Origin of the sequence: Streptomyces sp. 6N223 (genome assembly GCF_052246635.1) — a bacterium.
GTDB lineage: Bacteria > Actinomycetota > Actinomycetes > Streptomycetales > Streptomycetaceae > Streptomyces.
In genome coordinates this window covers 1-18,901 of the sequence record NZ_JBQQCA010000068.1, presented here as the reverse complement: position 1 = coordinate 18,901, position 18,901 = coordinate 1, and the positions used below count along the sequence as shown (strand labels likewise).

The following is an 18,901-nucleotide window of genomic DNA, read 5'->3' as shown; positions in this document are numbered from 1 at the left end:
GCAAACGCCACTGGTACCGACACTACCGGGGTGTTCGCGCCGGTAGTTCACCGACAGGTGAGCCAGGTCCCGGCCAGCGCCCGGATCACCACCGGGCGCCGACGTCCGCAACCCCAAACAACCACGGCCTGCGCACAGCTGTGTCACCACCCGCCGAGCCCGAGGCCGCCGCGGCCACACCCCAGTCCGGGGTTGCGCCCGCGACGACCGCGGTCCTTCCTGCAATGGTCATCGGTCCTCTCGCCGTGTGCCCCCGGCCGCACGGCGCAGGGGGACGCGGCGTGCAGCCGGGGCCGTCTGCTGGCCTTGTCAGGCGCGAACGGAGTCGGCGGTCGCCCGTTCGGACTCCCGGCGCTCGGAGCGGGTGACGAGCCGCCAGGCAGACACCGCCCCGAGCAGATACATCACGCCCACGAGGAGGAAGCAGACGGACACGCTCGTATCCCAGTCGGACGTGGTGTGCAGCACGACCCCGATGACGGCGATGCCGACCAGTGAGCCGAGCTGACGGTTGGCGTTGAGGACGGAACCCGCGATGTTGGCGTGCGCCGGGCCGGCGGCGTCCACCAGGGCGGCCGTCATGCCAGGAGAGACGATCCCGGAGCCGAGGTTCGCGACGCCAATTCCGATGGCGATCAACCAGTAGGGCGTCGACGGCGAGACCGCGGTCATGGCGAGCGAGACGACGCCGGCCACCAGCAGGAACACGGTCAGTAGCGGGCCGTTGGCGAACCGGCCGGAGATCCGCGAGTACACCACGTTGGCCAGGGGCGACAGGATCGTGATCGGGATGAGTTGCAGGCCCGCGACGAACGGGCTTGCCCCCTGGGCGTGCTGGAAGAACAGCCCCAGCATGAAGATGCTGCCGAAGAGCGCGAAGTTGAAGCAGAAGCCCACAAGGTTGGCCCCGGAGAAGCCGGGAGAGGCGAACAGGCCCCAGGGCATGACGAGGTTCTCGCTGCGGCGCTCCCGCAGGACCAGCGCTGCGGCGGCGACCACGGCGACGGCGTAGGCGACGACGACCGGGCCTGCCGTCCAACCGAGCTGAGGACCTTCGATGAGTGCGAAGCTCACGGCCGCGAGGGTGATGATCCAGATGATGTGGCCGGGAACTGCCAGCTTCAGCGACCGGCTCTCGGGCGCAGCGATGAGCCTGTGCGTCATCACCATGCCGATCACACCGATCGGCAGGTTGAGCAGGAAGATGCTCTGCCAGCCGAAGGCGCTCACCATCAGGCCGCCGAGGGTCGGCCCGACACCGGACGAGGTGGCCACGATCGCCGACCACAGGCCGAGCATGCGGGTGCGCTGCCGCTTCTCGGGGAACGAGGAGACGAGCAGGGACAGCGAGCTGGGCATGAAGAGCGCCGCGCCGGCTCCCTGGAGCAGCCGGGCCGCGATGAGGGCCTCCGGTGAGGGGGACAGGGCACAGGCCAGCGACGCGATGAGAAACAGGACCATGCCCCACATGTAGATGGTCTTCGGGCCCCTGCGGTTGGCAAGGCCGCCTGCGAGCATCAGCAGCGAGGCGAAGGTCAGGACGTAGCCGTCCACGATCCAGGTCAACTGCGTGAGGCTGGCCTGGAGCCGCTCTTGCAGCGTCGCTCCAGCGACGTTGATGATCGTGACGTCCAGCGTGGCCATCACGAAGCCGGTGGCCAACGCGGCGATCTTCATACCGCTTGACGCGTTCGGTGAGCCCACCTGGGCGCCGCCGGCCGGCGCCGCGCTGGTCTCGGCGGTTGTCATCGCTAATCGCTCTCCTTGGGGGTGGCCTGAAAGGACGGGCGCATTGGGGAATTCCCATCCCAGACACGCGGAGGGTGCCTCCCGCGTCAAACCCTTGTGGGGACGGCGAGTTGAGAAGCCCGCACGTCTCAACTGAAGTCCATATGACGACGCCTGTCAAACGTTGACAGTCATCGTCATATGACGACCGTCGTACGATGAGCTCAGCCGAACAGGAGGCACGAAGTGACCGCACGGACGGCCGTAGATCGCATCACCGACCACCCCGACGCGGACGACATCACGCTGCAGGGCGTGCTCGAAGCCCTCGCAGACCCGGTGCGGCGCAGCATCGTCCGCCAGATCGCGAACGCCCCCGGCGACATGGCGTGCGGCACCTTCGCCATCTCGGTGACGCGATCCACCGGCACGCACCACTTCCGCGTACTGCGCCAGTCCGGCATCGTCCGGCAGTACTACGCCGGTACGTCGAAGATGAACATGCTGCGTCGGACCGACCTCGACCGGGCCTTTCCGGGGCTGCTGGACGCGATCGTCGAGGCGGCCAACCAGGAGGCCGTCCGGGCCGACGGCGCCCTGCCCTGACCTGTGGCACACCGGGCGCGCCGACCAGGGACCGGGCGGACCGACGGCTCAGTCGAGGGCCGTGAGCATCCCGGCCTCGAAGTTCCGCAGGTCGTCCGTGCGCCCGCGGCGGACCAGCTCCGGCCAATCCGGGTTCGCCACCAGCGCCCGGCCCACCGCCACCAAGTCGAACTCGCCCCGGGCGAGCCGCTCGGCCACCAGCGAGACGTCGTCGGTCTCGGCGCCCTTGCCCTCGACGTAGCCCAGATAGTCGCTGTCCTTCAGCCCGACCGACCCGACCGTGATGGTGGGAAGGCCGGTGACCTTCTTCACCCAGCCCGCCAGATTCAGCGGTGAACCGTCGAACTCGGGCCGCCAGAACCGCCGGGTCGAGCAGTGGAAGACCGCGACTCCCGCCTCCACCAGCGGCGCGAGCAACGTCTCCAGCTCCCGCGGATCGTCGGCGATGCGCGCCGAGTAGTGCGCCACCTTCCACTGGGAGATGCGCAGGATGACGGGAAAGCCGGGCCCGGTCGCGGCGCGGCAGGCCCGTACCACCTCGGCGGTGAAGCGCGCCCGGCTCGCCACGTCGCCGCCGTAGCGGTCGGTACGGCGGTTGGTGACGTTCCAGAAGAACTGGTCGAAGAGATAGCCGTGCGCGGCGTGCAGCTCGATGCCGTCGAAGCCGATGCGCTCGGCGTCGGCCGCGGCCCGGGCGAAGGCGTCGATCACTTCCGAGATGTCCGACTCAGACATCTCCCGGCCGGCGGGACCATCCGGATCGATGCCCGACGGGCTCATCAGCCCACCGGGCGGATCGAACAGCTCGACCCCCTTCGGGAGTGAGAAGCGTGCCGCCTCCAGCGACTTCCCCCACACCAGGGGATCCCGGCCCACATGCCAGAGCTGCGGGGCGATCCTGCCCCCGGCGGCATGCACGGCGCGCACGACCTCCGCCCAGCCGGCCAGGGCATCGACCCCGTGGAAGCGGGGCACCGCTGGCCGGTTACCGGCGGCCGGATGGCCGACGAACGTGCCCTCGGTGATGATCAGTCCGACCCCGTGCCGGGCCCGGCGTGCGTAGTAGCGGGCGACGTCCGCCCCCGGCACCCCGCCCGGAGACAGGTCCCGGGACATGGGGGCCATGACGATGCGGTTCTCCAGGGCGAGAGAACCCACCTTGAACGGGGTGAAGAGGTGTTCCGTGGCGGTGGTCGCGCCCGTGGCAGTGCTCACGTGTTGATGTCCTTCCAACGAAGGTGCGCGGGGTGCCGGCGGGCGCTGGCACCCGTGTGCAGCCGTGTCAGCCAGCAAGCCCGGCGGCCACCCGCAGGTCCGCCGGAGTGAACATGTGAGGGAACACCACACCTCCCGGGTCGAGCGCGGCCGAGTCGTCGAGTCCGCCCAGATCCACCGGGACGAAGCCGGCGTCGTGGACCAGCTGAGCGACGACGTCCTTCGCCTCGGCCTCGTCGCCGGCCAGAGCCATACCCCAGAAGTGCCGCTGCCGGGTGCCGCGCGACCACAGCAGTTCGTCCATGACATGGGTGAACGCCCGGACCACCGTGGCGTCCGGCAGCAGCTTGGCGGTGTGCCGGCCCTGGGTGAGCCCGCCGCCGAGGGTGGAGATCACGCGGCCGTCGTCGGTGAGAAGGACGGGGTTGGTGGCATCGATGACGATCTTCCCGGCCAGCCGCTTGCCGACCGTCTCCAGCAGCTCCTCCAAGGCGGAATGCGGCACGGACAGCAGAACGACGTCCGCTGCCTCGGCGGCCTCGGCGTACGACGCGGCGCGTGCGCCGCCGCTCAGTAGGGCGACGAAGTCGGAGAGGCGCTCCGGCGAGCGGGAGCCGAAGGTCACGGTGTGACCGGCGGCCGCCCAGTGACGGCCGATCGGCTGCCCGACGTTGCCCGCGCCCAGGACGGCGAGCCTGCGGGGTGAGGACGAGGTGGAATCAGTCATGACGGAAATCCCTTTGCTGAGGTCGGGGGGAGGCGGACGGCCCGGCACCGGGGCGGCCGTGCTTGCCCGCCCGGGGGCACGGTCCAGCTCAGGCCGCCGCCACCTGTGCCGCCGCCGCGTTACGCTCGGCCTCGGTGCGGACGTCGAGGAGGGCGTAGTCCTCACGGGCCGCCGCGATGGCGTCCTCGATCGACATGACCTTCGGAAAGTCGAAGAGTTCGGTGATGGCCTCCAGTCGCTCGGGGATCGAGCCGCCCACGATGTGCACGGGGATCCTCAGTTCCTCGCGGAGCACGCTCAGCAGAAGCTGGTCGGACAGCTCCCGGAAGCGCTCGTTGACCGGCCGGTGCCCGTTTGGGTCCAGCGGGAACTCGATGGGCAGGTGGACGAAGGCGTCGTAGGTCTCTTTGGCGTACTGCTTCAGCGCCACACCCAACTGTTCGACCACCTGCTCGTAGAAGCGGATCTCGTCCGTCTTCTCGACGGAGTCGAGGCCGATGGATTCGTTGGGGTTGATGCCGACCGTGACTCGGACGGTGGCGTAGGTCCACTCATGCAGGGACGAGCCGTCGGAGATGTAGCCGTTCGGCAGGTGGCTCTCGTGGACCGCGCGCTCCACGTAGCGCCGCATCACCAACTGGATGAGTTCGGCCGCGTTGCACTCCTCCAGGGTCTTTCCCGGCACCGCGTGCGGAAGGATCTCCCGCATGGTCTTGGCGTGGGTGCGCGGGATGCCCGTCAGGTGGGCCAGCGCCATCGTCGTGAGGGTCTTGCCGGAGGAATAAGTACCGGAAATAGCAAGCTTCATTCTGGGTTCGCCTTTCTGCGTAAAACGGAGAAAACGGCGGCAGGGGTGCAGCAGTTCGTAACCGGATCCCGCGTGGAGGAATCGCCGCCCACGCCACGGGCGTTACGAAGAGGGAAAGTCACGCGCCATCAGATCGACCGGAAGGTTCTCGGGCCCGTTTCGGTGACGCCGTCACACGCATTGCAGACTAGCGAACGAAAAAGTCGCACCGCCAGCATGAGAGATTGCACAGCGGAGCGGACCCGGACGAGGTCGCCGGGCACAGACACCCACCGCGTGTGCGACTGAGTCCCGCCCCCGGTTGCACAGCCACGGGGACGCCGGACCGTGCGCCGGGCTACTAGCCGAGGTTCAGGGCGGTTCGCAGCATCTCCCAGGCCCGGTCCGGGTCGACCGTCACACCCTGGGCGGTCTCCCAGAGCGGCAGGTGCGAGGTGCCGTAGACGAGCGCCAGGATGAGGTACGCGACGGTCTCCGCGGGATACGACCGGGCCAGCCCCTTCTCCTCCTGGGCCCGGCGCACGCTGCGGACCAACTCGCAGCGAATGCCTTCGAACAGGCCCGGCGAGCCGCTCGGGGAGAGTTCGCAGTCCGCGGCGAGGCGCAGCGCCGCCCGGAAGCGGACGTTGGTCTCAAGCTGGGCGCGTATCTCGCGGATCAGACCGGCGAGGATCACGTCTGCCGTGCCACCGCGCTCCAGGCCGGTACTGCTGATCCGGCTCCACTGCTGGGCGCTCTCCGCGACCAGGGCGGTCGCGAGGTGACGCTTGGAGGGGAAATGCCCGTACAGGGCGCCCTTGGTCATGCCCGTCCGCGCGACCACGGCCTGCAGTTTTGTCGCCGCGTACCCGTGGACGGCGAACTCCTCCGCCGCGGCGTCCAGCAATCGTGACCGCGTCCGCCGCGCCCTGATCTGTTTCACCACCGAAGCAGCCTCTCCGACCTCTCTTCACAAGGTCCTTCGTGGAGACTGAAACATACCTGTGCGCAGGTATGATATCGAGTACGCAGACGGGGCGACGCGCCCATCGGTGCGACGCCCCCAACGTGCACTGCCTCTCCGGCCCTCGCCGTGCACGACCTCCTCGGCGGACCCGTGTCAGGCGCCGAGGACCGCCGTGGCGTACTCGACGGCCGCGCCCTCGGCTCCGAGGGCGGCATGCGAGACTGCGGTGCTCACGTCTCGCCAGCAGCGCTGCAGGACGGAGTCAGCCGCGTGCGCCCGTGAGCCCCCGGTCCGGAACAGCCGGTCGGTCGCGGCGGCGCACATCCGGGCGGCCGCCACCGCGTCCCGCCGGTTCTCCGCGACCAGCAGATCGGTCACTTCACCGTGGTCGGCCCGGTCCGCGGCCCGCTCCAGCAACAGCTGGGCGGCGTCGATCTCGGCCGAGGAGCTGGCCAGTACCCGTTCCGCCTCCGCCGACCGGCTGGTCGCGAACCCGCTGGTCCGTCTGGCCGCCTGGTCCGCGCTCCAGGCGGCCAGCGCCGCCCGCGCCGCCCCATAGATCGGCGCGGCGAACATCAACGCCCCCACCAGCAGAGGGGGGACGGCATGACACCGGTCGGCATCCGACCGCGGACGCGCCAAGTCGTCCAGGGTCAGAGCCAGATGCCGACGCACCTCGGTTCCCGCCACCTCGACCTCGTGGCTGCCCGTAGCCCGCATGCCCAGCGAGCGCCAGGTGTCCAGGACCTCGGCCTCGCCGCGCGGGACGGCGAGGATACGGTGTTCTGGGCGGCCCGCGTCCTGCGTACGGCAGGCCAGCAGCAGCCATTCGGCGTGGTCGACACCGCTGGCGAAGGCCCAGCGGCCACGGATGCGCCAGCCCGTCGCCGTCCGCTCCGCCTCTCCCTGCGGGGGCATGATCGAGGCGGCGATGGGAACGTCGGGTGAGTCGCCCCACAGTGCCCGCCGTCCGGCCGCCGGGAGGTAGGCGGCGAGCCGGCCGTGCGCGGCGTAGAGGGTTGCGCACCAGGCGGTGGAAGCACACGTCTGCGCCAGCTCCGCCGAGGCGGAGACCAGGGACGAGAACCGGCCGGCGGTGCCCCCGAACTCCCGGGGCACGAAGTGTCGGGCGAATCCGGCCGCCACCACGGCCGCAGCCGTCTCCGTGCTCAGCCGGTGGTGTGCCTGCATCGCGTCGAGGTCACGGCCGGCGACCTTCGCCGCGTGCCGGAGCAGTTCCGCGGGCAGTTCGTCGGTACCGGCCGCGGTCACGAGGCCACCTCGCCGACCGACGGAAAGCGGGACCCGTCTCCGAAGCGGGCCGTGGCCAGGACGGCGGCACCCTGGACCGCCGTCACCTCTACGGCCGCCGGTTCGGCTGCCGGATGCGTCTGCCGCGGCAGCCGGGCGCTGATCTTGACCGGTGCGTCCAACTCTCCAAAGGCCTCGTAGCTCGCTGCGACGGCGCTGAGGGAGAGCCGGCAGGGCAACTCAGCGGCGCGGGCCGCTTGGCGGAACGCCTCCAGCAGCACCATGCCCGGTATGTGGTCCGACTCGTGGTCGAAGAGCACCGGGTGCCGCCGGTTCAGATGTAGCCACCAGTCGCGGCCGGTACGCTCGCCGCCCTCGGCGAGCAGCACGTGCTCGGGGTGGCCATAGCCCACGTCCCGCGGGTCCAGCGGACGCGGGTGCCGGGGTGCCCCCCTTGTGGTCAGATCGGCCGGCGCACGCATGGTACGGGCACGGATCAGGTCGTACCGGCGCGGGTCCAGGACCTCCCAGCGCATCCCCGCCCGGCCGAGCGTCAGGTCGTAGACCTGCATCACGGCGTCGAGCGCCATGCCGAAACGGCGCGGAACGGACGTGGTGGGCGAGCAGGTGACGTCCAGGGTGACCGGGAGCGGGCCGCCGCGCCAGCCGGGCAGGCCCTGCGGGTCGGTGTCGAAGTACAGCGTGGAGAGGACGAACGGGTGGCCCGGCGGTATGCCGTAATAGGTGTGCGAGAGGTGTATGAGGGTCTGCCGCACCGTCTCCACCAGCAGCAGCGGGTCGCCAGGCGCCCCGCCGCCCTGGTGGTGCAGGAAGCCGTCGCGCGGCCACAGGGCCGCAACCGCGAACCGGTGCTCGCTCAGTCGTAAGGAGTCGGTCAGAAGCACTTCGCCGGCTGCCGCCTTGTGCACCTTGTCCGGCGCCAGACAGCGTGCGAAGGAGAGACCCGGGCTTGATGCGGCCGGGGTGATCCGGGGGGACAGGCATCTGTGGATCGGGGGGCCGATGAGCATGTGGGAAGTCGCCTCCTGGATGAGACGCCGCGCAGGGCAGGATTCGTCACCCTCCCCCGGTGCGACGTGTGTGGGCGGCGTGCCAGGCCGCATGCACAGCGATCAGAAATATACCTGGGGGAAGGTATATTGCTAGGTGATTACTTGACACCTTAGGGAGTGGCAACCTGTGGGAGACATTCAGCCGACAATGACGAGAAGGCCGGTGGAGCCCAGGAGCTCAGGGGAGAAGTCCCGGGTCCTGCGCGGCCCCGATCCCCGCCAGGACCGGGCCGTGCGCACCCGCGCGCACATCCTGCGGTGCGCCGCGGAGATCTTCGCCGTGCGCGGTTACCCCTACACGTCCATCACGGATGTCGCCCAACGGGTCGGCATGACCAAGGGAGCTGTGTACTTCCACTTCCCCAACAAGGAGTCCCTGGCCGTCGCGGTGGTGGAGGAGCTGTACTCTCGCTGGCCCCGCACTCTGGACGAGGTGCGTAGCAAGGGCCTGTCCCCCTTCGACACGGTGATTGAGATGTTCGACCAGGCCACCGGAGACCTCGCGAACGATGCGATCATGCAGGCCGGTACGCGGCTGCAGAACGAGCGCTCCTTCATCGACGCTGAGCTCCCGGAGCCCTACGTCGACTGGACGAGCCTCATCTCCTCGCTGCTGCACGAGGCCCGGGAACTGGGGCAGCTGCGCGACGGCGTGGACCCCGACCAGGCGGCCCGTGTGACGGTCGCGGCCTTCTTCGGCATGCAGCACATCTCCGACAACCTGCACCGACGCGCAGACATCATGGAGCGCTGGACGGAGGTCCGTGATCTGATCTTCCCGGCGCTGCGCGCGCAGACCAGCCGCCGCTGACCCCCGCGCCCGAGACGACACCCGGACTTGGAACCCGATGGTGCCCGAGTCCGTCCGCCCGACGGCCCGAGCCCTCCACATTCGCCAACCCAGCGACCTCTGAGGGAGACCCCGTGTCCGTGCCCGCCCGCCTGGTGTTCAGCGACGTCGACGAGACGCTGATCCGCTGCAAGAGCATGTTCGACTTCCTCGACTTCCACTTCGGCCGCAGGTACGGGCGGCGCGGCACTGAGCGGGCCCGTGAGGTGCGGGAGACACTCGCCGCCCTGTCCGCCAGCGGCACGCCCCGCGAACACGCCAATCGCGTCTACTACCGGGCCTGGACCGGGGAGCCGGCCCACCTGGTCGCCGCGTCCGGGGCCGAGTGGTTCGAGCGGCGTTCGGCGGCCGGTTCCTTCTACATCCCCGAGACGCGCAACGCCCTGCTCGGGCACCGGGCCGACGGCGCCGCCGTCGTCCTGGTCTCCGGCTCCTTCCCGGCGATCCTCGACCCGATCGCGGCGGACATCGGTGCGGTCCATCTGGTGTGCAGCCGGCCCGAGGTGCGCGACGGCGTGCTGACCGGCGAACTGGTCGGCGAGCCGGTCATCGGCGGGGAGAAGCGGGCCGCCGTCCGCCGGTTGTTGAGCGCTCATCCGCACATCGACGCGGCCGACTGCCACGCGTACGGGGATCACATCTCCGATCTACCCATGCTCACCGAGGTGGGACACCCGGTCGTCGTCGGCGACCGAGACCTGGCGGGCCGGCTCCCTGGTGGCCTGTTCCTGCCCGGCGACGACGGCGCCCTGTCGGCCGGCGCCTGACCACCGCCGGAAGGGCTCGTTCCCCACTGGTAACGCAGCCTTAATCCCCAACAAGTAAAAATACCTTCCTCAAGGTATGTTCTGTGTGATGATGAGGATGCCGAGTCTCGGCTGACCGCCCACAGGCGGACGCCGGGTTCACACCGAGATTGGGAGTCGTTCCGTGAATCCTGAGATCACGCCCGATCACACCGCCGTACGACCGGCGCCGGACGCGGGCTCTGCGAAGGAGCCGGGGACGAGAGAGCGCTGGGAGCCTGTCCTCTCCGCGGTGGAGCTGGTCCCTGTCAGGGAGTTACTGCCGGGGGACTCCCCGCGCATCGCCGGGGAGTCCCCCGAGCACCTCGCCTTGCTCGCGGAGACCACCGAGCCGCTCCCCCCGATTACAGTCCACCGCCCCACCATGCGGGTGATCGACGGCATGCACCGGCTGCGGGTGGCCGCCGAGCAGGGCAGGGATCTCATACCGGCACAGTTCTTCGACGGCTCCGAGCAGGACGCCTTCGCACTGTCCGTGCAGCGCAACACGCGGCACGGACTTCCGCTGTCCACGGCCGACCGCACCGCGGCAGCCAACCGCATCCTCGCCTCCCACCCCGAATGGTCCGACCGAATGATCGCCTCGATCACCGGTCTGTCCACGAAGACGCTCCGGGCGCTGCGACGCGGCGAGACGGAGCGGATCCCCGAGGCCACCGCCCGTCTGGGCCGGGACGGGCGGCTCCGCCCGGTCGACAGTTCCGCGGGACGCCTACGCGCGAGCGAGCTGATCAGGGCGAACCCGAAGGCGTCGCTACGAGCCATCGCCAGCGAGGCCGGCATCTCGCCGGGGACCGTCCGCGACGTCCGGGAACGGATGCGACGCGGTGAGAACCCGCTGCCCGCCAAACGCCGACCCGCGGCGGAGCGGGAACGAGCCGCTACCGACCCGGTGCCCTGCGACGGCAGGCCGCCCCGGCACCGGCCTCGGGATCCGGCCTCCGTACTGGAACGGCTGATGAACGATCCCGCGCTCCGGCTCACCGAGAGCGGCCGTCAGCTGCTGCGACTTCTGGCCGCCAACATCTCGGCCGGGGGGGGCACCCCGATCGGTTGCTGCGCGACATACCGCCGCACTGCGCCGACCGTGTCTCCCAGCTCGCCCTGGAATGCGCGGAAGGCTGGCGGCGCATCGCCCAGCAGGTCGACGGTCTCCAGGGAGGCCGACGCGCGGGCGCCGTGGAGGCAGAGGAACCGCAGTCCCGGGCGGCGGGCTCCCTCGTCCGCCCCACTCTCGTGGGGAGCGTCGCCGGTGGCTCGGGACGGAACGTCGTCCCGACCGCCGCGAGGAAGGCCGCCGCGAGCTCCGGGACAAAAGTTGTCGCGGCAGCCGTCTGATGCGGGCGACGCCCACCCCCGGCACGCGTTCCCGGCGGCCGGGCCGTGCAACCGGGGCCCGGCCGCAGTCGCACAACGGCGCACATCCACGCGCGGGGACACCGGACCGCTCACCCTGTTCTGCTTCCATCCCGCAGGTGGTGGCACCGCCTTCTTCTCCGGCTGGCAGCACGCCCTCGGCCCGAGCGTCCGGGTTGTCCCCGTACGGCTCCCTGGGCGGGATGCGGCCGCCGGATCCCATCGGCACCGTATGCTGTCCTCCCTCGTAGCGGCCGTGGAGGAACACCTCGCACCGGCTCTCGAAGAGCCTTACCTGCTCTACGGCCACAGCATGGGCGCGCTGATCGCCTACCACCTCACCCGGCTGCGCGCGGCCGCCGACCGCCGGCTGCCCGAACGGCTGCTGGTCGGCGCCTACCCAGCGCCGCATCTGCCTCATCCGCTGTGCGGCGCCAGACATCTGACTGACTCTCAACTGACCGCTCTCCTCCTGGACGTCGCCGCCCTGCCTGCCTCGCTGCGCGTCGACCGGCGCTGGCTCGACGACCGCCTCGCGCTCGTACGGGCTGACATCGCCCTGTGCGACAGCGCGGGCGCCGCCGCGCGGGCGGTGCCACTGGCCTGTCCCGTCGAGGTCTTCACGGGCACCGACGATCCCCTGGTTGCGGTCCCGGACGCGGCGGCTTGGCTGTCGCACACCGACCGGGACTGCACTCTGCACACCATGCCCGGCGGACATTTCTTTACGCGTGAATCAAGGAAGCAGTTCTTCAGCGTGCTCAATATGGTGCTGTCACCGTTCTCGCTTCCCGTCTGACCGAACACTCAGCAGCAGCGCCGGCGGAACTTCCGGCCGCTTTCCGCGTTCTCCGCACGCTCTCCCCGCACACCGCCAGTTCCGGCGTTTCCGCCCGTTCACATGGCAACTGACTGGTGTGCACCGGCCCGCACGGTAAAACCTTGCGGCAGCACGAACGCCAGGGCAGAGTTGTACCGTATCCACTGGGCCGAAGCCCGAATGCCACATCGTTATCCCGTCCGGAGCACGGATCTAATTCCGGGCAGCACCGGTTTCTCCACCGGGATACTGAGACGAAGTCGGCCCATCCGCCTTTCGTCATCCGACCCGCGAAGCGCGGAGCGTTCCTCCCAGCCTTCGCTCCCGACGCAGACCGGTGCGGCTCCCTGTCCTATCTCTCTTGGAGACGACGACTGTGATCAATGCCCCTAGCGGTCCGATCCGTGTGATCAAGGGTCGGGCCACCGCGGAGGAACTGGCGGCCCTCACCGCGTTCCTCCCCGTCCACGCCAGCCCAAGCCCTGCCGCACCGGCCGACTGGGACCGGCGACCCCACCACGCCCCCCGGTTCGTCCCGCCGCGCGCCTTTCAGGGCGCCCACAGCTGGCCGCGCTGACCCGCGCACGTACACCGAGAAAGGAGGGCGCCCCCATGGGACGTGCCGGAGTGGCGAGCCACTCCCGGAGGAACGGCGACAGCAGCACGCGCCGACCGGAGGCCGAGAAGTTCGTGCAACTACTCACCCCCCAGGGCGAGTTGCGAATGCACCCCGAGCACACCATCGAGGTGCCCCCCACAGAACTACGCGGTCTGTATGAGGACATGGCCAAGGCCAGGGCCGTGGACGCCGAGGGCATCCTGCTGCAACGCCAGGGCGAACTGGGGCTGTGGCCCTCGCTCCTGGGCCAGGAGGCTGCCCAGATCGGTTCGGGCCGGGCCCTCGCCGACGACGACCACGTCTTCCCCAGCTACCGCGACCACGGTGTAGCCCTATGCCGGGGCATGGACCCGGCGGATCTCCTCGCCCTGTTCCGGGGTGTCAGCCACGGTGGCTGGGACCCAGCCGAGCACAACTTCCACCTCTACACCCTGGTCATCGGCTCGCAGACCCTGCACGCCACCGGCTACGCCATGGGCCTGGCCAAGGACGGCGCGGACTCCGCCGTCATCGTCTACTTCGGCGACGGCGCGACCAGCCAGGGGGACGTCAGCGAAGCGTTCAACTTCGCCGCGCTGCACGAGGCGCCCGTCGTCTTCTTCTGCCAGAACAACCAGTGGGCGATCTCCGAGCCCACCGAGAAGCAGACTCGCGTGCCGATCCACCAGCGGGCGGCTGGCTTCGGCTTCCCCGGAGTCCGGGTGGACGGCAACGACGTCCTCGCCTGCCTCGCGGTCACCAGGTGGGCGCTGGAACGCGCACGCAAGGGCCAGGGCCCGACGCTGATCGAGGCGTTCACCTACCGGATGGGCGCCCACACCACCTCCGATGATCCGACCCGCTATCGGAACGCGGCGGAAGTCGACGAGTGGCGCGCCAAGGATCCCATCGCCCGGCTCAAAGCGCTCCTGACCAGCCAGGGCTGGGCCGACGAAGCCTACTTCGCGGACGTCGACGACCGGTGCCGGCAGGCGACGCGGGCCGTGCGTGAGCGGGTGCGGGCGATGTCCGTGCCCGACCCCAAGGTGATGTTCCGGCACAGCTATGCGGACGGCCACGCCCTGGTGGACGAGGAACTCGCCCAGTTCACCGCTTACACAGCCGCGTTCGACTCGGAGGGATGCTGAGATGCCGGGCACGAACTCGCGTACGGCCGCAGCCGCCCCGCACGAGATGCCGCTGGCCAAGGCCATCAACGAGTCGCTGCGCCATGCTCTGGAGGAGGACCCCAAGGTCCTGGTCATGGGCGAGGACGTCGGCAGGCTCGGTGGCGTCTTCCGTGTCACGGACGGCCTCCAGAAGGATTTCGGCGAGGATCGGGTCATCGACTCCCCGCTCGCTGAGTCCGGCATCGTCGGCACCGCGATCGGCCTCGCCCTGCGCGGCTACCGCCCGGTGGTGGAGATCCAGTTCGACGGCTTTGTCTTCCCGGCCTACGACCAGATCGTCACACAGCTCGCAAAGATGCATGCACGCTCGATGGGCAAGGTAAGGCTGCCGGTGGTGATCCGTATCCCCTACGGCGGCGGCATCGGCGCGGTCGAGCACCATTCCGAGTCGCCGGAGGCGCTGTTCGCGCACGTGGCCGGCCTGAAGGTCGTCTCTCCGTCGAACGCCTCGGACGCGTACTGGATGATGCAGCAGGCCATCCAGAACGACGACCCGGTGATCTACTTCGAGCCGAAGCGGCGCTACTACGAGCGCGGCACGGTGAACACCGCGGCGGCTGGCCGGCCCCTGCACCTCGCCCAAGTGGTCAGAGGGGGCACGGACCTGACACTGGCCTGCTACGGACCCACCGTCAGGACCTGTCTGGAGGCCGCCGAGGAGGCCGAACGTGAGGGCCGCAGCCTCGAAGTGCTCGACCTGCGCTCCATCTCCCCGATGGACTTCGACTCCGTCGAAGCCTCGCTACGGCGCACCGGCCGCCTGGTGGTCGTCCACGAGGCGCCGGTGTTCTTCGGGGCCGGCGCGGAGATCGCTGCCCGGATGACGGAACGGTGCTTCCACCACCTGGAGGCTCCGGTGTTGCGGGTCGGCGGCTACCACATGCCGTATCCGCCCTCCCAGTTCGAGGAGGAGTACCTGCCGAACCTGGACCGCATCCTGTACGCCGTCGACCGTGCCATGGCGTTCTGAGGCGTCTTGAGCCACCGAGACTTTTGAGGCGAGGAATCGTGACGACGACTGCGCGGCACGTCCGCGAGTTCCGGCTGCCCGACGTAGGCGAGGGACTCGTGGACGCCGAAATAATCCGTTGGTACGTGAAACCTGGTGACGCGGTGACAGACGGCCAGACGATCTGCGAGGTGGAGACCGCCAAGGCGGCCGTGGAACTGCCCGTCCCCTACGACGGTGTGGTGCACGCCGTCCACGCCCCGGAAGGCGCCACCGTCCGCGTCGGCACTGTGATCATCTCGGTGGACACCGGCTCCGGCACGGACAGCGAACCGGACGTCCCGGCGGCCCCCGCACAGCCGGAGTCGGCCCGGCCGACGGAGGAAGCGCAGCCGAGGGTCCGACAGCCGGTCCTGGTCGGCTACGGCATTGCGGAGTCCGGCACCCGGCGCCGCCCGCACCGTACGGCCCCGGCGCAGCCAAACAGTCAGGGCTTGGCCGCCGTCCCGTCCCGCGCGGCGGCCAAGCCGCCGGTGCGCAAGCTGGCCAAGGACCTGGGGGTGAATCTGGCGACGATCAGCCCGTCCGGCCCGGACGGCATCATCACCCGCGAGGACGTGCGGGCCGCTGCCGCATCACAGGTTCCTCTGGTGCCTGCGTCCGCTGTGTCGTTCGACGGTGCACGGGAGACTCGCGTTCCGATCAAGGGCGTCCGCAAGGCCACGGCGGCGGCGATGGTCGGCTCGGCGTTCACCGCGCCGCATGTCACGGAGTTCGTGACCGTGGACGTGACGCGCACGATGAAGCTGGTCGAGGAGCTGAAACAGGACCGGGAGTACCACGGCCTGCGCGTGAACCCTCTGCTGCTGATCGCCAAGGCCCTGCTGGTCGCGATCAAGCGGAACCCGGATATCAACGCGTCCTGGGACGAGGCGGCGCAGGAGATCGTGCAGAAGCACTACGTGAACCTGGGCATCGCGGCCGCGACCACGCGCGGCCTGATCGTGCCGAACATCAAGGACGCCCACGACAAGACTCTCCCGCAACTGGCCTCTGCTCTCGGCGAGTTGGTGGAAGCGGCCCGCGAGGGCAGGACATCCCCCGCCGCGATGCAGGGCGGCACGGTGACGATCACCAACGTCGGCGTCTTCGGCATCGATACCGGCACGCCGATCCTGAACTCCAACGAGTCGGCGATCCTCGCCGTCGGCGCGATCAGGTTCCATCCGTGGGTCCACAAGGGCAAGGTCAAGCCGCGCCAGGTCACCACCCTCGCGCTCAGCTTCGACCACCGGCTGGTCGACGGGGAGCTGGGCTCCAAGGTTCTCGCCGATGTCGCCGCCATCCTCGAACACCCCCGCCGTCTTCTCCACTGGGGCTGATCTCTGATGCTGCTCACGGGTGCGCAGTCCCTCATCCGTTCGCTCGAGGAGGTCGGCGCCGACATGATATTCGGCATTCCCGGTGGTGCGATCCTTCCGGCGTACGACCCGCTGATGGACTCCACCAGGTTGCGTCACATCCTGGTCCGGCACGAGCAGGGCGCCGGCCACGCGGCCACCGGCTATGCGCAGGCCACCGGCAAGGTCGGCGTCTGCATGGCGACCTCGGGACCGGGTGCCACCAACCTGGTCACCCCGATCGCCGACGCGCACATGGACTCGGTGCCGCTCGTAGCGATCACCGGCCAGGTCGCGTCCTCCTCGATTGGGACGGATGCCTTCCAGGAGGCAGACATCGTCGGCATAACCATGCCGATCACCAAGCACAATTTCCTGGTCACCAAGGCCGAAGACATCCCGCGTGTGATCGCGCAGGCGTTCCACATCGCTTCCACCGGCCGCCCGGGCCCGGTCCTCGTCGACGTCTCCAAGGACGCCCTCCAGGCGAAGACCACCTTCTCCTGGCCCCCCGCCATGGACCTGCCCGGCTACCGGCCCGTCACAAAGCCGCAAGCCAAGCAGATCCGTGAGGCCGCCAAGCTCGTCACCGCCGCCAAGCGGCCCGTCCTCTACGTCGGCGGCGGTGTCATCAAGGCCGGCGCCACCACCGAGCTGAAGGTCCTTGCGGAACTCACCGGAGCGCCCGTCACCACCACTCTGATGGCGCTCGGCGCATTCCCCGACAGCCACCCGCTGCACGTGGGAATGCCGGGCATGCACGGTTCGGTCACCGCCGTCACCGCGCTGCAGAAGGCAGATTTGATCGTCGCCCTCGGAGCCCGCTTCGACGACCGCGTCACCGGCAGGCTGGACAGCTTCGCCCCGTACGCCAAGATCGTCCACGCCGACATCGACCCGGCCGAGATCGGCAAGAACCGCGCCGCCGACGTGCCGATCGTCGGGGACGCCCGCGCGGTCCTCGCCGACCTCGTCCGGGCCGTCCAGAAGGAGCACGCCGATGGCCACCGGGGCGACTACACCGCCTGGTGGAAGGACCTCAGCCGTTGGCGCGAGACCTACCCGCTCGGCTATGACCTGCCCGAGGACGGCTCGTTGTCCCCTCAGCAGGTCATCGCGCGCATCGGCCAACTCGCCCCGGAGGGCACGATCTTCGCGGCGGGCGTGGGTCAGCACCAGATGTGGGCCGCACATTTCATCCAGCACGACAAGCCCGCGGCGTGGCTGAACTCCGGCGGCGCCGGAACCATGGGCTACGCGATCCCGGCCGCGATGGGCGCCATGGCCGGAGCCCCGGACAAGACCGTCTGGGCGATCGACGGCGACGGCTGCTTCCAGATGACCAACCAGGAGCTCACCACCTGTGCCCTGAACAACATCCCGATCAAGGTCGCGATCATCAACAACGGCGCCCTCGGGATGGTCCGCCAGTGGCAGACCCTCTTCTACAACGAGCGCTACTCCAACACCGCGCTGCACTCCTGCCCCGAGGCCGACGGCGCAGCGTCCAAGAGCGGCTCGGCCGCGGGGCCCAGCGCCGGCACCCGCGTCCCCGACTTCGTGAAGCTGTCGGAGGCCATGGGCTGCTTCGCGATCCGCTGCGAGTCCCCGGACGACCTCGACAAGGTGATCGAAGAGGCGAACTCCATCAACGACCGGCCGGTCGTCGTCGACTTCATCGTCCATGAGGACGCCATGGTGTGGCCGATGGTCGCCGCCGGCACCTCCAACGACGAGATCATGGCCGCCCGGGACGTCCGCCCCGACTTCAGCGACAACGAAGACGACTGAGCGAGAGAGACGCAGAAGACCATGTCCAAGCACACGCTCTCCGTCCTGGTGGAGAACACCCCGGGCATCCTCGCCCGGATTGCCGCCCTGTTTTCCCGCCGCGGCTTCAACATCGACTCGCTCGCGGTCGGCGTCACCGAGCACCCCGGCATCTCCCGCATCACCATCGTCGTCGACGGTGCCTCGACCCCGCTGGAGCAGGTGATCAAGCAGACCAGCAAGCTGGTCGAGGTGCTCCGGGCCATGGAGATCGCCCCGAGCGTGGCCATCGCCCGCGAACTCGTTCTGGTGAAGGTACGTGCCGACAACGAGACCCGCTCCCAGATCATCGAGATCGTTCAGCTGTTCCGCGCCAAGGCCGTCGACGTCTCCCCGGAAACCATCACCATCGAGGCCACCGGCTCCAGCGACAGGCTGGAGGCCATGCTGCGGATGCTGGAGCCGTTCGGCATCAAGGAACTCGTGCAGTCCGGCACGATCGCGATCGGCCGCGGCGCCCGGTCCCTCAGCCGTCAGAAGTCCGGCGCCAGCAGCCGACCAGCCTGGCCCGCCATCGCCTGACGCACGCCCCCCTTTCCCGCCGTACCCCGGCTCATCTGCGCATGCCCCGCAAGCCCCTCATGTCCGCACTCCTCGAAAAGGGAACACCTCCCCATGAAAGCCGAGCTGTTCTACGACGACGACGCCGATCTGTCCATCATCCAGGGCCGCAAGGTCGCGGTCCTCGGCTACGGCAGCCAGGGACACGCCCACGCCCTGTCCCTGCGCGACTCGGGAGTCGACGTCC

General features: G+C 69.5%; 16 protein-coding genes and 2 pseudogenes. 11 read left to right on the top strand and 7 right to left on the bottom strand.

Annotation, left to right across the window (positions count from 1 at the left end; translation table 11 throughout):
• Positions 1-309 precede the first annotated feature (309 nt).
• Positions 310-1,839, bottom strand: coding sequence for an MFS transporter (locus tag ACTWQH_RS29095; RefSeq protein WP_443289767.1), 1,530 nt, complete (start codon positions 1,837-1,839; stop codon positions 310-312).
• A gap of 135 nt (positions 1,840-1,974) precedes the next feature.
• Here ACTWQH_RS29095 and ACTWQH_RS29090 point away from each other — a divergent pair, with 135 nt between their 5' ends.
• Entirely contained in the window at positions 1,975-2,334 is a 360-nt protein-coding gene (locus ACTWQH_RS29090) for an ArsR/SmtB family transcription factor (protein WP_443289766.1), read from the top strand.
• Positions 2,335-2,382: 48 nt separating this feature from the next.
• On the opposite strand, the gene ACTWQH_RS29085 is transcribed toward ACTWQH_RS29090, so the two are convergent.
• From ACTWQH_RS29085 to ACTWQH_RS29060, 6 genes are all read right to left on the bottom strand, one after another.
• The gene (locus ACTWQH_RS29085) at positions 2,383-3,549 is read right to left on the bottom strand and encodes an NADH:flavin oxidoreductase (RefSeq protein WP_443289765.1); all 1,167 of its coding nucleotides are present in this window, start codon (positions 3,547-3,549) and stop codon (positions 2,383-2,385) included.
• A 67-nt stretch (positions 3,550-3,616) separates the two neighbouring features.
• Entirely contained in the window at positions 3,617-4,276 is a 660-nt protein-coding gene (locus ACTWQH_RS29080) for an NADPH-dependent F420 reductase (RefSeq protein WP_443289764.1), read from the bottom strand.
• 88 nt (positions 4,277-4,364) lie between these two features.
• Positions 4,365-5,084, bottom strand: a complete 720-nt coding sequence (locus ACTWQH_RS29075) for an AAA family ATPase (protein WP_443289763.1) — start codon at positions 5,082-5,084, stop codon at positions 4,365-4,367.
• A 340-nt stretch (positions 5,085-5,424) separates the two neighbouring features.
• A complete protein-coding gene (locus ACTWQH_RS29070) occupies positions 5,425-6,009 on the bottom strand; it encodes a TetR family transcriptional regulator (protein ID WP_443289762.1) in 585 nt (194 codons plus the stop codon).
• A 174-nt stretch (positions 6,010-6,183) separates the two neighbouring features.
• Positions 6,184-7,302, bottom strand: a complete 1,119-nt coding sequence (locus ACTWQH_RS29065; RefSeq protein ID WP_443289761.1) for an oxidoreductase — start codon at positions 7,300-7,302, stop codon at positions 6,184-6,186.
• The gene (locus ACTWQH_RS29060; protein ID WP_443289778.1) at positions 7,299-8,270 is read right to left on the bottom strand and encodes a ScbA/BarX family gamma-butyrolactone biosynthesis protein; all 972 of its coding nucleotides are present in this window, start codon (positions 8,268-8,270) and stop codon (positions 7,299-7,301) included. The genes ACTWQH_RS29065 and ACTWQH_RS29060 overlap by 4 nt, the downstream gene beginning before the upstream one ends.
• Positions 8,271-8,517: 247 nt before the next feature.
• Between ACTWQH_RS29060 and ACTWQH_RS29055 the strand changes: the two genes are divergently transcribed.
• The 10 genes and pseudogenes from ACTWQH_RS29055 to ACTWQH_RS29010 all read left to right on the top strand — a co-directional run.
• The gene (locus ACTWQH_RS29055; protein WP_443289760.1) at positions 8,518-9,165 is read left to right on the top strand and encodes a ScbR family autoregulator-binding transcription factor; all 648 of its coding nucleotides are present in this window, start codon (positions 8,518-8,520) and stop codon (positions 9,163-9,165) included.
• A 113-nt stretch (positions 9,166-9,278) separates the two neighbouring features.
• Positions 9,279-9,971, top strand: a complete 693-nt coding sequence (locus ACTWQH_RS29050; RefSeq protein WP_443289759.1) for an HAD family hydrolase — start codon at positions 9,279-9,281, stop codon at positions 9,969-9,971.
• A gap of 403 nt (positions 9,972-10,374) precedes the next feature.
• Positions 10,375-12,165 (top strand): thioesterase domain-containing protein, encoded by a 1,791-nt coding sequence (locus tag ACTWQH_RS29045; RefSeq protein WP_443289758.1) that lies wholly within the window; start codon positions 10,375-10,377, stop codon positions 12,163-12,165.
• Positions 12,166-12,523: 358 nt separating this feature from the next.
• On the top strand, positions 12,524-12,763 hold the full coding sequence (locus ACTWQH_RS29040) for an acyl-CoA carboxylase subunit epsilon (protein ID WP_443289757.1): 240 nt from the start codon (positions 12,524-12,526) through the stop codon (positions 12,761-12,763).
• 35 nt (positions 12,764-12,798) lie between these two features.
• The gene (pdhA, locus tag ACTWQH_RS29035) at positions 12,799-13,932 is read left to right on the top strand and encodes a pyruvate dehydrogenase (acetyl-transferring) E1 component subunit alpha (protein ID WP_443289756.1); all 1,134 of its coding nucleotides are present in this window, start codon (positions 12,799-12,801) and stop codon (positions 13,930-13,932) included.
• A gap of 1 nt (position 13,933) precedes the next feature.
• On the top strand, positions 13,934-14,944 hold the full coding sequence (locus ACTWQH_RS29030; protein WP_443289755.1) for an alpha-ketoacid dehydrogenase subunit beta: 1,011 nt from the start codon (positions 13,934-13,936) through the stop codon (positions 14,942-14,944).
• Between the two features lie 35 nt (positions 14,945-14,979).
• Complete coding sequence (locus ACTWQH_RS29025) at positions 14,980-16,305, top strand: dihydrolipoamide acetyltransferase family protein (protein ID WP_443289777.1); 1,326 nt, start codon at positions 14,980-14,982, stop codon at positions 16,303-16,305.
• 12 nt (positions 16,306-16,317) lie between these two features.
• Positions 16,318-18,114 (top strand): annotated as a pseudogene (locus ACTWQH_RS29020) (acetolactate synthase large subunit); the annotation flags it as partial.
• Between the two features lie 21 nt (positions 18,115-18,135).
• Positions 18,136-18,675, top strand: a complete 540-nt coding sequence (gene ilvN / locus ACTWQH_RS29015) for an acetolactate synthase small subunit (RefSeq protein ID WP_443289754.1) — start codon at positions 18,136-18,138, stop codon at positions 18,673-18,675.
• Positions 18,676-18,768: 93 nt separating this feature from the next.
• Positions 18,769-18,901: pseudogene (locus ACTWQH_RS29010) on the top strand (ketol-acid reductoisomerase); the annotation flags it as partial.